General features: G+C 51.0%; 13 protein-coding genes. 12 read left to right on the forward strand and 1 reads right to left on the reverse strand.

The features are described from left to right. The first annotated feature begins 122 nt into the window (after positions 1-122). The 7 genes from ACQG1K_RS10980 to ACQG1K_RS11010 all read left to right on the forward strand — a co-directional run bounded on the left by ACQG1K_RS10980 (position 123) and on the right by ACQG1K_RS11010 (position 7,382). Positions 123-1,712: a methyl-accepting chemotaxis protein gene (locus tag ACQG1K_RS10980; RefSeq protein ID WP_023300101.1), complete on the forward strand. Its 1,590-nt coding sequence runs from the start codon at positions 123-125 to the stop codon at positions 1,710-1,712. 62 nt (positions 1,713-1,774) lie between these two features. Further along, positions 1,775-2,701, forward strand: a complete 927-nt coding sequence (gene glsB, locus ACQG1K_RS10985; protein WP_003857165.1) for a glutaminase B — start codon at positions 1,775-1,777, stop codon at positions 2,699-2,701. After that, positions 2,701-3,063 carry a DUF4186 domain-containing protein gene (locus ACQG1K_RS10990; protein ID WP_022648114.1) on the forward strand — a complete coding sequence of 121 codons (363 nt, stop codon included), beginning with the start codon at positions 2,701-2,703 and terminating at the stop codon, positions 3,061-3,063. Before glsB ends, ACQG1K_RS10990 begins: the two co-directional genes overlap by 1 nt. A 58-nt stretch (positions 3,064-3,121) precedes the next feature. Then, positions 3,122-4,087 (forward strand): sensor domain-containing diguanylate cyclase, encoded by a 966-nt coding sequence (locus tag ACQG1K_RS10995; protein ID WP_108367553.1) that lies wholly within the window; start codon positions 3,122-3,124, stop codon positions 4,085-4,087. 82 nt (positions 4,088-4,169) lie between these two features. Further along, positions 4,170-4,697 carry a GNAT family N-acetyltransferase gene (locus ACQG1K_RS11000; protein ID WP_367074556.1) on the forward strand — a complete coding sequence of 176 codons (528 nt, stop codon included), beginning with the start codon at positions 4,170-4,172 and terminating at the stop codon, positions 4,695-4,697. 116 nt (positions 4,698-4,813) lie between these two features. Continuing rightward, positions 4,814-6,265, forward strand: a complete 1,452-nt coding sequence (locus ACQG1K_RS11005) for a tagaturonate reductase (RefSeq protein ID WP_063148883.1) — start codon at positions 4,814-4,816, stop codon at positions 6,263-6,265. A gap of 202 nt (positions 6,266-6,467) precedes the next feature. Next, entirely contained in the window at positions 6,468-7,382 is a 915-nt protein-coding gene (locus ACQG1K_RS11010) for a bestrophin family protein (RefSeq protein WP_193548048.1), read from the forward strand. Here ACQG1K_RS11010 and ACQG1K_RS11015 read toward each other — a convergent pair. Next, positions 7,370-7,918 (reverse strand): GNAT family N-acetyltransferase, encoded by a 549-nt coding sequence (locus ACQG1K_RS11015; RefSeq protein ID WP_023300104.1) that lies wholly within the window; start codon positions 7,916-7,918, stop codon positions 7,370-7,372. The two genes, ACQG1K_RS11010 and ACQG1K_RS11015, sit on opposite strands and share 13 nt — an antisense overlap. 444 nt (positions 7,919-8,362) lie before the next feature. Between ACQG1K_RS11015 and ACQG1K_RS11020 the strand changes: the two genes are divergently transcribed. From ACQG1K_RS11020 to ACQG1K_RS11040, 5 genes are all read left to right on the forward strand, one after another. Next, the gene (locus ACQG1K_RS11020; protein ID WP_023300105.1) at positions 8,363-8,695 is read left to right on the forward strand and encodes a hypothetical protein; all 333 of its coding nucleotides are present in this window, start codon (positions 8,363-8,365) and stop codon (positions 8,693-8,695) included. 497 nt (positions 8,696-9,192) lie between these two features. After that, positions 9,193-9,837, forward strand: coding sequence for a CPBP family intramembrane glutamic endopeptidase (locus ACQG1K_RS11025; protein WP_367074553.1), 645 nt, complete (start codon positions 9,193-9,195; stop codon positions 9,835-9,837). A 14-nt stretch (positions 9,838-9,851) separates the two neighbouring features. Further along, positions 9,852-11,105: an HlyD family secretion protein gene (locus tag ACQG1K_RS11030; RefSeq protein WP_367074551.1), complete on the forward strand. Its 1,254-nt coding sequence runs from the start codon at positions 9,852-9,854 to the stop codon at positions 11,103-11,105. Beyond that, positions 11,105-13,312, forward strand: coding sequence for a peptidase domain-containing ABC transporter (locus ACQG1K_RS11035; protein ID WP_192969964.1), 2,208 nt, complete (start codon positions 11,105-11,107; stop codon positions 13,310-13,312). The genes ACQG1K_RS11030 and ACQG1K_RS11035 overlap by 1 nt, the downstream gene beginning before the upstream one ends. An 11-nt stretch (positions 13,313-13,323) precedes the next feature. Next, positions 13,324-13,551: a GNAT family N-acetyltransferase gene (locus ACQG1K_RS11040; RefSeq protein WP_254909581.1), complete on the forward strand. Its 228-nt coding sequence runs from the start codon at positions 13,324-13,326 to the stop codon at positions 13,549-13,551. The last annotated feature ends 133 nt before the right edge of the window (positions 13,552-13,684 follow it).

Consider the following 13,684-nt stretch of genomic DNA (forward strand, 5'->3'; position numbering starts at 1 on the left):
ATGCCGGGTAGGGCAAGGCCGCTACCCGGCAATTCACGTTTCCTGTCATTATTTTGCAATGGTTCTGTCATTTTCGTTTCGTAGACTCGCTCGCGTCTAACGTATTGTTACAGAAGAAAATTATGAACCTAACGCAAATTTTTCGTCGTCTTGCGCAGCGCTTTTTTCCTCGTCAGTTTGGCCTGCTGACCGGCATCTTTTGTATTATCGGCCTTTTCTCCGCCCTGCAACTTTCATCCTCCTTCCTGCTTACCGCTTCCCTGAATCAAGCCCAGCGTAACGAACAGCGCAATCAGCTGGCCTGGCAGCAACAGAGCAGACTGGATCAGGCGCGTATTTCGCTGCTTGCGGCGAGCGATCTGCTCAACCGCTCCGGGGTGTACTTTATGCAGGATAAAGAGACCGGTTCGGAAGGGAGCTGGCATAGCCTGATGGACGAGGCGCAAAAATCCCTGGCGGCGTCTCAGCAGGCATGGCAAGCCTGGCTCGCGCTTAATCCTCCGCAGGACGAGGGGCTTGTTAATAGCTATCAGCTGTTCTTCGGTGCCATTAGCGAGCAGGCGGAAGGGCTGGTGAAAACCAACAGCATCGACCTCTTTTTCGCCGTACCCGCCCAGGCGTTTCAGACCGATTTTAATGACAACTTTGCACGTTATCAGCAACGGAGTGAGAAGCAGGCGATACAGGGGCGTCAGTCGCTCATGGAACAACTCTCAGGCCTGCAACGGCTGTTCCTGTTTGCGCCGCTGGTGCTGCTGGCTATTGCCATTGCCGTCTGGTTTGCAATGGCGAAATGGGTGATATCCCCGCTACGCCGTCTGATTGTCCATATTAACCAGCTTGCGGCAGGGGATTTGTCGGGAATACCCCCTGACGTTGTGCGTTTTAACCGTGAAATCAGCCAGCTCAGCGGCAGTATTACCGCCATGCAGCGCGGGCTCCAGCAACTGGTGACTCAGGTCAGCGAGGCCACTACCTCTATGGTCGAAAATATCGGGTCACTTGCGCAGGGGAACCAGAAGCTTTATCAGCAGTCCACACGACAGGCCAAAGAGCTGGAGGAGGTGACCGCGCATATCGCCGATCTCGAAACCCACGTTGAGGGGAACACGGGTTATGCAAAACTCGCCCGCTCGCGCGCGGATGAAGCCCGACAGGCTGCCGTCGGCGGGGAGCAAATGATGACAGCGGTGAATGGCTCGATGCAGACGATCGTCGACCGATCCTCAGAGATGCGTGGGATCGTCGCCATGATCGACAGCGTGGCGTTTCAGACCAATATTCTGGCCCTCAACGCTGCCATTGAAGCCGCCCATGCGGGAGAACAGGGGCGCGGGTTCGCGGTGGTCGCCCGTGAAGTGGGGCTGCTGGCCAGAAAAAGCAGTCACTCTACGCAAACCATCCAGTCGCTAATTAACCACTCGCTACAGGGCATTGAAGAAGGTTCTCAGGTGGTAAACCGTCTGGAAGAAAATCTCCAGCAGGTCACCGGGCTGGTGGCGAATCTAAGTAGCCTGCTGAATGATATTTCGCTGGCCACTCTAAATCAGGGGGAAAGCATTCATCAGATGACGCGCCAACTTCAGGCGCTGAATCAGGTATCGCGTCAGACAGATGTGCTGGTTAGCGAAGCGTCGAATGCCTCTGAGCGCCTGCATCGGGAGTCAGATCTTTTGTTGCAGGCCGTCTCGCGTTTTCGTCTCCCTGCCTGACGTGACGTATAAGCCTCTGTTATACTCGCAGCCCGTTTTAGCCTGAGGGCAAGGAGCAAAGTGTGGCTGCGGTCATCCATAATGAGATGCTGGACGAGATTCTGGCGCAGGTTCGTCCGTTACTGGGGCAGGGTAAGGTTGCCGATTACATTCCCGCGCTGGCCTCGATCAGCGGTAATAAGCTCGGCATCGCCATTTGTACTGTCGACGGGCAGCGTTTTCAGGCGGGAGATGCACTGGAGCGCTTTTCAATTCAGTCGATCTCAAAAGTGCTTAGCCTCGTTGCCGCCATGCGCCAGTATGACGAGCAGGAGATCTGGCAGCGGGTGGGCAAAGATCCCTCCGGTCAGCCCTTCAACTCCCTTCTCCAGCTTGAAATCGAACAGGGTAAGCCGCGTAACCCGTTTATCAACGCCGGGGCGCTGGTGGTGTGCGATATGCTGCAAAGCCGTCTGAGCGCGCCGCGCCAGCGTATGCTCCAGATTGTGCGGCAGCTTTCCGGCGTGCAGGACATCGCCTACGATCCGGTGGTAGCGCGCTCTGAGTTTGAACACTCTGCACGTAACGCCGCCATCGCCTGGCTGATGAAGTCCTTCGGCAACTTTCATAATGATGTCGCCACGGTTCTGCAAAACTATTTTCATTACTGCGCGCTGAAGATGAACTGCGTTGAACTGGCGCAGACTTTTCTGTTTCTGGCGCATCAGGGCCATGCCCCGCATCTGGGCGAGGACGTTGTCTCCCCGATGCAGGCCCGGCAGATCAACGCCTTAATGGCAACCAGCGGAATGTATCAAAACGCCGGGGAGTTTGCCTGGCGCGTGGGGCTGCCGGCTAAATCCGGCGTTGGCGGCGGCGTTGTGGCCATTGTTCCGCACGAGATGGCGATTGCCGTCTGGAGCCCGGAACTGGACGAGACCGGCAACTCACTGGCGGGCGTCGCGGCGCTGGAACAGCTGACCAAACGCCTTGGACGGTCCGTATACTGATGTCCACGTTAGATCCTCTGTTCACGCGCCTGGCTCGCTCCACGTTTCGTTCACGATTTCATTTAGGGATGAAAGAGCGGCAATACTGCTGGGATAAGGGCGCTGACACTATCGATAAGCATGCCGCTGATTTTGTCGCCGCGCGGCTGGCGCCTGCACACCCGGTGAATGACGGTAAGCAGACGCCGATGCGCGGCCATCCGGTTTTTATCGCCCAGCATGCCACGGCAACCTGCTGCCGGGGTTGTCTGGCTAAGTGGCATGCTATCCCGCAGGGCGTGCCGCTGAGTGCGCAGCAGCAACAGTATATCGTCAACGTGATCCATCATTGGCTGGTCATTGAGGTAAATCGTGCCTCCTGAACTGACAATGTCTCTGTTTAAGCTACGCTTTTACTAATGCTCAGCGTCAGGAGACGTCATGAAAGCACCTCTAATTCCCGTGAATGAAACGGAGCGCATGAATGCGCTGCGCGAGTCCGGTCTGCTTGAGATCGACAATTATCCCGCGTTTGATCGTCTCACGCGGCTGGCAACACGCTTTTTCAGGGTGCCGCTGGCGATGATTACGCTGGTGGATGACCACGCTGCGATCGTGAAATCTGCCGACGGGCGGGCACTCGCCAGCCAGCCTCGCGATCTCTCGTTTTGTGGTCATACGATCCTGGGTGACGCGCCGCTGGTGGTGGCTGACACGCTGCTGGACGAACGCTTTGCGGATAATCCGCAGGTGGCGGGAGATCCGGGCGTACGCTTTTATGCCGGTTTCCCGCTGCGTTTACGTGACGGGGCGTGCGTAGGATCGTTGTGTCTCATTGATTACGCACCGCGTGAGTTTACCGCGGCGGATTCCGCCGTACTGGCCGATCTCAGCGCGCTGGCAGAAGATGAATTTGCAGCCGTTAGCGCCGCCACGACCGATGAACTCACGGGCCTGTTTAACCGACGCGGGTTTAACCAGTTTGCCCAGTTTGCACTGTCGGTTTCGCAGCGTAGGGCAGAACCGTTAACGCTTGGCTGGCTGGATCTGGACCATTTCAAAACCATTAACGATCGCTTCGGGCATCAGGAGGGCGACAAAGCCCTGAAAGCGATGGCCGCCCTGATGCGCTCCTCATTCCGCGAGGCCGATATGCTGGTACGTTTCGGGGGAGATGAGTTCGCGGTGCTGTTTGCGGATACCGATGAGCCTGGCGCCTGGATCGCCATGCAGTATCTTGTCGAACAAACGGAGAAGTATAACGCGCGTCAGCTGCATTCCTGGTCGTTACAGTTCTCCTGGGGGCTGAGCGAGTTCGATCATCACCGCAACGATATGCAGGCATGGTTAAAACACGCGGATGCGCAAATGTACGCCATGAAGCGGCAACATCACGGCGAAAAATGACATAACGAAATCCTATGTCATCGCTTATTGCGTAACAAAAATGTTAATAGCAAAGTGGAGAGATTCAACCTAAGGACGCGCAATGAACTCTCCCATGCTGATTAAACCTCTCTCCCGACAGGACATCCTCACCCACATTGATGCCCTGAGCGATATCCTCGTCAACTGTGTAAACGGCGGCGCCTCCGTCAGCTTTATGCTGCCTTTTTCTCCCGAGAAAGCCCAAACCTTCTGGCTCGGCGTCGCAGACAGCGTCGGGCGCGACGAGCGTACCGTCCTGGGCTGTTTTGACGCGGAGCAGGGGCTGGTTGGCACGGTCCAGCTGATCACCGACCAGCCGGAAAACCAGCCGCACCGCGCAGATGTCGCGAAACTTCTGGTACATGAGAAGGCGCGCCGTAAAGGTGCGGCAATGGCGCTGATGGAAGCCCTGGAGGCGGTTGCGCGTGAAAAAGCGCTTACGGTGCTGGTGCTTGATACCTCGACCGGCAGCGGCGCGGAGACGTTTTATCAGAGAGCGGGCTGGCAAAAGGCGGGGGAGATCCCAGGCTACGCCCTGATGCCGAACGGGGACATGACGGCGACCTCGGTGTTCTATAAATTTATTTGATATTTTTCACCATCGCGTCCTGAGTTGATCCAGACAGGGGTTCTGGTCCTGAAGTTTTGATAAGTTATCACACCAATCTTATCAGGCTGTATGACTAATCATAAAGGACCTCCATTGTGAACACACTCAACCGTCGTGATTTCCCCGGTGCGCGCTACCCTGAACGTATCATCCAGTTTGGCGAAGGTAACTTCCTCCGCGCGTTCGTTGACTGGCAAATCGACCTCTTAAACGAGCATACCGATCTCAATGCAGGTGTGGTGATTGTACGGCCGATCCAGAGTGATTTTCCGCCGTCGCTGAGCACCCAGGATGGTCTGTATACCACGATTATTCGTGGTCTGAATGAGGAGGGGGAAGCGGTAAGCGATGCGCGTCTTATTCGTTCCGTGAATCGTGAAATCAGCGTCTATAGCCAGTACGATGAATTCCTGAAACTCGCCCATAACCCGGAGATGCGGTTTGTCTTCTCCAATACCACGGAGGCGGGGATCGGCTATCACGCGGGCGATAAGTTTGACGATGCGCCAGCTGTCAGCTATCCGGCCAAACTGACGCGTCTGCTGTTCGAACGCTTTACCCACTTTAACGGGGCTGCGGATAAAGGCTGGATCATCATTCCTTGTGAGCTTATCGACTATAACGGCGATGCCCTGCGTGAACTGGTGCTGCGTTATGCACAGGAGTGGGCGCTGCCAGCGGCATTCATTGCGTGGCTGAATAACGCTAACACCTTCTGCTCGACGCTGGTTGACCGCATTGTTACCGGCTTTCCGCGTGATGAGGTGGCAGAGCTGGAAGCCGGGCTGGGCTATCACGACAGCTTCCTCGACACGGCAGAACATTTCTACCTGTTTGTTATTCAGGGGCCAAAATCACTTTCAGCTGAATTGCGCCTGGATAAATACCCGCTCAACGTCCTGATTGTTGACGATATCAAGCCTTATAAAGAGCGTAAGGTGGCGATCCTCAACGGCGCGCACACGGCGCTGGTTCCGGTCGCTTTTCAGGCCGGGCTGGATACGGTAGGGGAAGCCATGAACGACGGGGAGATTTGCGCGTTCGTAGAGAAGGCTATTTATGAAGAGATTATTCCGGTCCTGGATCTGCCGCGCGATGAGCTGCACTCCTTCGCCAGTGCCGTAACGGGGCGTTTTCGTAATCCGTATATTAAGCATCAGCTGCTGTCGATTGCACTGAACGGGATGACCAAGTACCGCACCCGCATTCTGCCACAACTGCTGGCAGGGCAGAAGGCGACCGGTGAACTGCCAGCACGTCTGACGTTTGCCCTGGCGGCGCTGATTGCATTTTACCGTGCCGAGCGCAACGGTGAGCGCTATCCGGTGCAGGACGATGCGCACTGGCTTGAACGTTACCAGCAGCTGTGGACGCAACATCACGACAAACAAGTCACTACCCGTGAACTGGTATCGTCGGTGTTAAGCGTGAGCGAGCACTGGGAACAGGATCTCACTCTGGTGAACGGACTGGTAGACCAGGTTGCGCAGGATCTGGATGCAATTTTAAGCAAAGGCATGCGCGAGGCGGTGAAACCGCTCTGCTAATCATAATGCCCGGCGTTTGCCGGGTTTTTTACAGACCAGTATTAGTTACAACATACTATACGTCTTTTTTTTTAAAAAGCACATGCAGCACCGTGCGGTCAGGGCTTAATAGGTCAGAAAATGCAATGAACTATTAACATGCTTGCAACCGTGATGAGGATCACGTTTAATAGCCGCGCTCTTTACTTTTCTGAAGCTGATTATGATTGTTCGTCCTCAACAGCACTGGCTGCAACTGATTTTTGTCTGGCATGGTTCGGTACTTCCCAAAATTTATACCCGACTGCTGCTTAACTTCCTGCTTTCAATCGCCGTGATTGTCATGCTGCCGTGGTACACCTCGCTGGGTATCCGCTTTACCGTCGCGCCGTTCAGCATTCTGGGCGTGGCTATCGCCATCTTCCTGGGATTTCGCAATAACGCCTGTTATTCGCGCTACGTTGAGGCGCGTCTGCTTTGGGGGCAGTTGATGATAGCGGCGCGCTCGCTGTTTCGCGAGGTAAAAAACACCTTGCCGGATGATAAACATCTTGGAGAGTTTGTCCGCCTGCAAATCGCGTTTGCTAACTGTCTGCGTATGACACTGCGCAGAGAAACCAATGCCGATCAGCTGTCCCGCTATCTGGCTCCAGACGATTTAAGCAAAGTGATGGATGCCAACTCGCCGGCGAACCGTATCCTGCTGATCATGGGGGAGTGGCTGGCCGTACGGCGGCGCAGCGGGCACCTTTCAGACATCCTGTTTCACAGCCTCAACAACCGCCTGAACGATATGTCCATCGTGCTGGCAGGCTGTGAGCGTATCGCCAATACGCCAGTCCCGTTTGCCTATACGCTGATCCTGCACCGAACGGTGTATTTGTTCTGCATCATGCTGCCGTTTGCGCTGGTTGTTGATCTGCATTACATGACGCCCTTTGTTTCTGCGCTGATTTCCTACACTTTTATCTCGCTTGATACGCTGGCGGAAGAGCTGGAAGATCCGTTTGGGACGGAAGATAACGATCTGCCGCTGGACGCCATCTGCAACATGATGGAGCGCGATCTGTTGCAGATGAACGATGAAGAGAACATCCCTGAAAGGCTAATGCCGGATAAGCATTATCAGCTGACCTGACGGGCATTCCACTCGTCGCGGGTGATTTCCCACAGCTCCGAATCCAGCAGGCCGCTGACATAGGCTTTCTTCTCTGTCCTGATGAGTCGCATGCCGCTGCTGTCTGAAATACGTCGGGAGCGGCTGTTGGCCGCCGCTTTCGGCGCGCGTAACACCGCTTTGTTAAGCGTATTGAACCAGTAATCCGTTGCCGCGATACTCGCCTCACGCATATATCCCTGGCCCTGAAATTCCGGCGCGAGCCAGAACCCCCTGTTGTTGTCCTCCACGTCATACAGGCAAATCAACCCCATCAGTTCGTCAGGCGCTTCGCGACGGCGAATCGTCCAGAACCACGCAATCCCTTTGGCCATGTCGGGCAGTGCAACGTTGTTGACATAATTTTCTGCACCGTTTTCCGGGTAGGGCCAGGGGACTGAAGCCACCATATAGCGGACAATTTCCCAGCGCGGATAGCGTTGCTGGATCTGGACGGCATCGGCGGCAACAAGGGGTTTAAGTAATAAGCGTTCTGTCGTAAGCGTGGGTATCGTCATCCGGTGATCTCCATATTTGAGCGTTATCATTTGTTTGGGTTCTGATATTTCATCAATATCACATTCCAGTTGGTCGTGCTTTTGTTATTCAGATTTATCCATAAAGGAGTATGTAATGCCAAGAAAAGCCAGGCCCGAAGAAGCCGAAACACTCTGGCACGTCCGTAACGAAGCGATGCGCCATGGCTGTAAAATCTGTTACGACGCAGAAGTGATTGCGCGCTGGACGTCAGAAAAGATGCCTGAACATTACCGTACCTCCAGGTCGATTTCGTGTTATAGGCCTGCCCATGCAGGAGCTGAACTGCTCCCAAATGGAGCTACGGTTTACGAAGTTCAATAGCGTATTTACATTTGCTTACATAAATACACTTTCTTTACATTAAGTAATGTAAGATATTTTTTTAGCACAAAATGCAAAACTAAATTAAATGGAGATGATTTATGTCGAATATAAGAGCATTAAGCCTTAATGAGATAGCATTAGTAAGTGGCGGCAATGGAAGCGGTAATTATGAAGGTGCCGGTAGTCGTAACACCAGCTCTAAATCTGGTAATTCAAAAGGAAACAATGGCTCTATTTACAAGGGCGTTGACTCATGCGGCGCAGGAATCATCGGTGGTCTAATCGCCGGCTCTCCTGGGGGGCCAGTGGGTATGACCGCTGGGGTAATTGGTGGAGCTATAGCTGGCCAGTGCACAAAAGATAGTTTTTCAGATCGTGGTAGTAAAGATAAAAGTAATAATTACAACGGCCCCGGACAATGCCGTTGGTAAGTAATTTGAGTTGTGTGTGATAATAATTTAAAAGATCATTATAACTGAATGTTATTCTAGGTGTTTCGATATTTAATGATTATTCGAAGTAGTCATGATGAACTATTATTTTTGATAAAGTTAATGTAATCACAAGTATCGGGTTAAGCAAGAAGCAATTTTTAAATTTCCTAATTTACTTATTTTTTTTCATTATCGCATTTACCCTTTTGAAATACGCTGAAGTTCTTGAGTTTGACGAAGTATCACGGCCAGGGATTATATCAAGGTTTCTTATTGCGTTGATTGTATTAATAGCAGTAACTCGATGGGGCGTAAACTTGATGAATAGGTTTAAAAGTAAATAAAGTACACTCCGATAAAAATTGTTGTGTTGCAGAATGGAATCATTACAAATGTTCACTGAAGTTAAAGTGCATGATATCAAAAAATGGTTACGATATCATAGCCATATTTGTTGATTCTTATATAAAATATGAATTAATAATAGGTTGAACATGATAATCTTTAGGCATGTCTATCCATTCATTTATAGTAAGAAAAACGTAATTGTTCTTTTTATTGCGTCTGTTATCTCAATAATAATTACGTTATCGCCATCCATAACCCTCCGCTATCTTACTCTCGATGTGTCATTTTTCTTATTGTTTATTGCGGAATTTTCAATTGCAATTTTCTTGTATATTTTTTACTTAAGGAAGTTGGATGGTTTTAAATTACGCCCAAGTAGAGATTTAACTTCAATAAAATTTTCTATTGTTGTGTTGTTTGTCATTTTGCTGGTTCAGTATAATGTTTATCTTTACAGGGATAATTTATATCATTATGGACCTTCCCATATTAGTTTTATAGCATTTATAATAGCCACCTTCGTAGTCCCATATTATGAGGAGATTATATACAGGGGCTGTATCTTCGGTGTTTCCCACTCAATTTTTAATAAAAAGTATATTATCCCATGTATATTGACTTCATTGTCTTTTTGTCTAATGCATGGACAGTATTATAACATTTTAGATCAATCCATTCTTTTTTTGGTGTCAATATTGCTATTAATAGTTAGAATAAGAAGCAGAGGGCTTTTTTATCCTATTATAATTCATTCGTGCATGAATGCTTTTGTTTTGTCGTTAAATTTTTGAAGGGTATTTGGGATATGAATATCTTCAGGGAAGAGGCTTTAAATCATCAAACAGATTCTGATTATGGTGAGATTGTCTTACCTGCGTCATTCGGTTTATCAGTAAGCGCACTCACAACGTTATTCATATTTCTGTGCCTGATACTCTTTATTCTTTATGGTAGCTATACACGTAAGGCTCACCTTTCCGGAATCGTTATGCCCTCATCCGGGCTGGTAAAAATCACTCCTCAATATGCTGGCTACGTAACCAAATTGACCGCCTCAGAAGGTCAACACATTATTGCCGGTGAGACTCTTTATCATATCAGCGGTGAACATTTCAACGAACAGGGGGCAGGTACACTCGCTGCTATAAGACTTTCCCTACAAACTCAGTTTACAATGCTGACTTCTCAACAGACCCTGGAATTGCGTGACAACAGTCAGCAGCAGCATGCCATACAACAGCGAATAGTTTCCCTGAAACCTCAGGTTAAAAGTGCAGAAAAGCGTCTGTCAGTTGCCGTGCATCAGGCTGCGCTGGCCGTGTCTGTTATGGAGCGCTATAAGAAACTTGCTGATACGCATTACGTATCAGATATCGAATACCAGCAGAAGCAGATTGACGTTTCAACGTCACAGCAAAACGTTGAGGATCAGCGTCAGGGGCTTCTGCAACTGCACACCGCGATGGAGGCTGCTAAAGACGACCTTGACCATCTCATCGTTCAGGGTGAAAGCCGGAAGGCTGAAATGGACAGGCAGTTGCAGGTTATCAGGCAACAGCAGGACGAACTGGCAGGTAAGGAAAATTTCACGCTGACTTCACCGGTATCCGGAACCGTTGCTGCCGTGCTGGTCAGACAGGGACAGTCTGTCAGGGCATCTGAACCTGTCATGACCCTCATTCCCGACAATGCCCATTTGCAGATAGAACTCTATGCTACCAGTCAGAATGCTGGCTTTATTCAGGCGGGGCAGCGTGTTGCCCTGCGGTTCTCTGCCTTCCCCTATCAGAAGTTTGGTGTGCAGTACGGGACTATCCGTGAAATAAGCCATACAACGCCGACATCTTCTGATTTACTCTCCGTATCTCCTGTGACCTGGAAGGAGAATGAAGGTCATTACCGCGTCATCGTTGAACCTGAAAATACTTTTATTCTGGCTTATGGGAAACAGGAAGCCCTGCGCCCCGGCATGGTTCTTGAGGGGGATGTCAGCCTGGATACCCGCAATTTGTGGGAGTGGCTGACTGAGCCGCTCTGGAGCCTGAAAGGAAAGCTGTGATGGATACACTCAAATGGACCGGGAGAAAACAGCTTCCTCTCACCCGACAGACAGAGTCAGCGGAATGTGGTCTGGCATGCCTGGTCATGATGGCCTGCTGGCATGGTCTGCAAACAGACTTACCCACACTGCGCGAACGTTTCAGTATCAGCTCACAAGGGATGACCCTGCAGAGACTGACTGAATGTGCGGCCGGTATCGGATTATCCAGCCGGGCAGTTCGGCTGGAGCTTGAGGACCTAAGATCCCTTTCTCTCCCGTGTATTCTCCACTGGAACATGAATCATTTTGTTGTGCTACATAAAGTTCGCGGAAGCAGGCTGGTTATTCATGATCCGGAAAAGGGAAAAGTAACGCTCTCCCTACAGGATGCTGGAAAACATTTCACCGGCGTCGCGCTGGAGCTGATGCCAGCCAGTGATTTTACCGCTCGGGATGAAAGGAAAAAAATCCATCTGCGCCAACTGACAGGTAAAACACCGGGTCTGTTGTCGGCAATGTCGCGAATTATCGTTTTTGCCGTGGCACTCGAAATCCTGACACTGGGAAGCCCGCTTCTCAACCAGCTGGTGATTGATGAAGTCCTGGTGGCTGCCGACCAGAGTTTGTTGACCGTCATTATTATTGCGCTTCTGCTGATGTCACTGACCCAGATGCTGCTGTCACTGGCCCGCCAGTGGGCGAGTATTACACTGTCCGTCAATTTTAACATGCAGTGGACAGCACGGGTTTTCCATCATCTGGTCCATCTTCCTCTGGCCTGGTTTGATGCACGCAGTAAGGGGAGTATTAATGCTCGTTTTGAGGCGGTAGATACCATCCAGCAGGCGCTGACTACGCAAGTGCTGGAAGGTATTCTGGATGTGTTGCTCGTGGTGACTGCGCTTTGCATGATGCTGCTGTACAGTCCTGAAATGACATTGATCGCCGTACTTGCAGCCATTTTCTATGGTGTGTTGAGGGCACTGTGGTATCCGTCCCTTCGACAGTCGGCAGAAGATGCCTGGGATGCAGGTGCCAGGGAGTCCGGGCATTTTCTTGAAACACTCAACGGGATCCTCAGCCTGAGAATTAACGGTGTGACGGCACATCGTGAGGCCGCCTGGCTGAATCTCAACGTTGCCCGCAGAAATACGCAGTTGCGTCAGAGCCGTCTGCTGATGTGCTATGACATTGCTCACACTCTTACCGGCAGCGTGGTATCAGCAATCATTTTGTGGAAAGGCGCCGGGGAGGTATTGAATGGTACCTTCACCGTCGGCATGCTGGTTGCTTATTTATCCTATCAGACGCGTTTTTCTTCCAGTATCAGTAGCCTGACTGATAAGTTTTTTTCCTGGCGTATGCTCGATGTTTACAACGAACGACTGGCTGATATTGTACTGACCCCGACAGAAGGCCTTCAGCAACAGCCTTTTCGTGAGCATAACAACGCTTCGCACATTCCTTCTGTATCCCGCAGGGAGATGGATGAATATGCTCATGCTCCTCTAGTACTTGAGCACATCATCTTCAGCCACAAGGGAGGGGAAAATCCGATAATCGGCGGGGTGTCGCTGACACTCAATCCCGGAGAAGTCGTTGCCATTACAGGTAAATCCGGATGCGGGAAAACGACACTGGTGAAGCTTATCCTTGGGATCCACATCCCTGATGAGGGCAGGATCAGGGCATTTGGCATATTGCATACGCATCCGGATTATTTTCAGGTTCGTCAGCGTATCGGTACCGTACTGCAGGATGACCATCTTTTCAAAGGTTCTGTAGCAGATAACATTATTTTTTTCAGTGATGACCGAAATTATGAACGAATGATCCAGTGCGCAAGACTGGCACTTATCGACAGCGATGTTATGGCAATGCCGATGGGGTATCAGACGCTGATTGGTGAAACCGGCGGAGGGCTTTCCGGAGGACAAAAACAACGCATTCTGCTGGCAAGGGCGTTGTACAAGAAACCGGGATTCCTGTTACTGGATGAAGCGACCAGCCACCTTGATGTTGAGAGTGAAATCCGGATAAGCCAGACCTTACGTCAACTGGGGCTTCCTGTTCTGCTGATAGCCCATCGCCCGGAAACCATAGCCTCTGCAGACCGGGTTTTGTATCTGGCAGACGGCTACTTAACGGAGCTGAATCTCCAGCATACAGTCAATAATGGCGAGTCTGTTTGTGAATATACTAATGACGTGATGGCAAAAAATTAACCTTAACGTACATAATTTTCGATATCCAAACTTACCCCTATCTGGAAGATCTATTTGTTGACGCTGCCGAACGTGGCGCAGGGGCGGGTAAAGCGCTTATCGACGCCCTGATCGATGAGGGTAAGCGGGAAGGGTGGTCAAAACTCTACTGGGTAACCCGCATGCACAATCCGGCGCGTAAGCTGTATGACCACTATGGTGAAGCCGACGATTACGTCCGGTACCGAATCACCCCTTAACCGGGTTTGTATCACACTGTATCTGCGTCTGTGATACATACACAGGTATGCAATAAAACCGCATCCGCACACATCCTTTATACAAACGCATGGTGTTATATCTCCGTCAACTGAACTCACCCGGAGATAACAT

Origin of the sequence: Enterobacter cloacae complex sp. 402C9, assembly GCF_050030745.1 — a bacterium.
Lineage (GTDB): Bacteria > Pseudomonadota > Gammaproteobacteria > Enterobacterales > Enterobacteriaceae > Enterobacter > Enterobacter intestinihominis.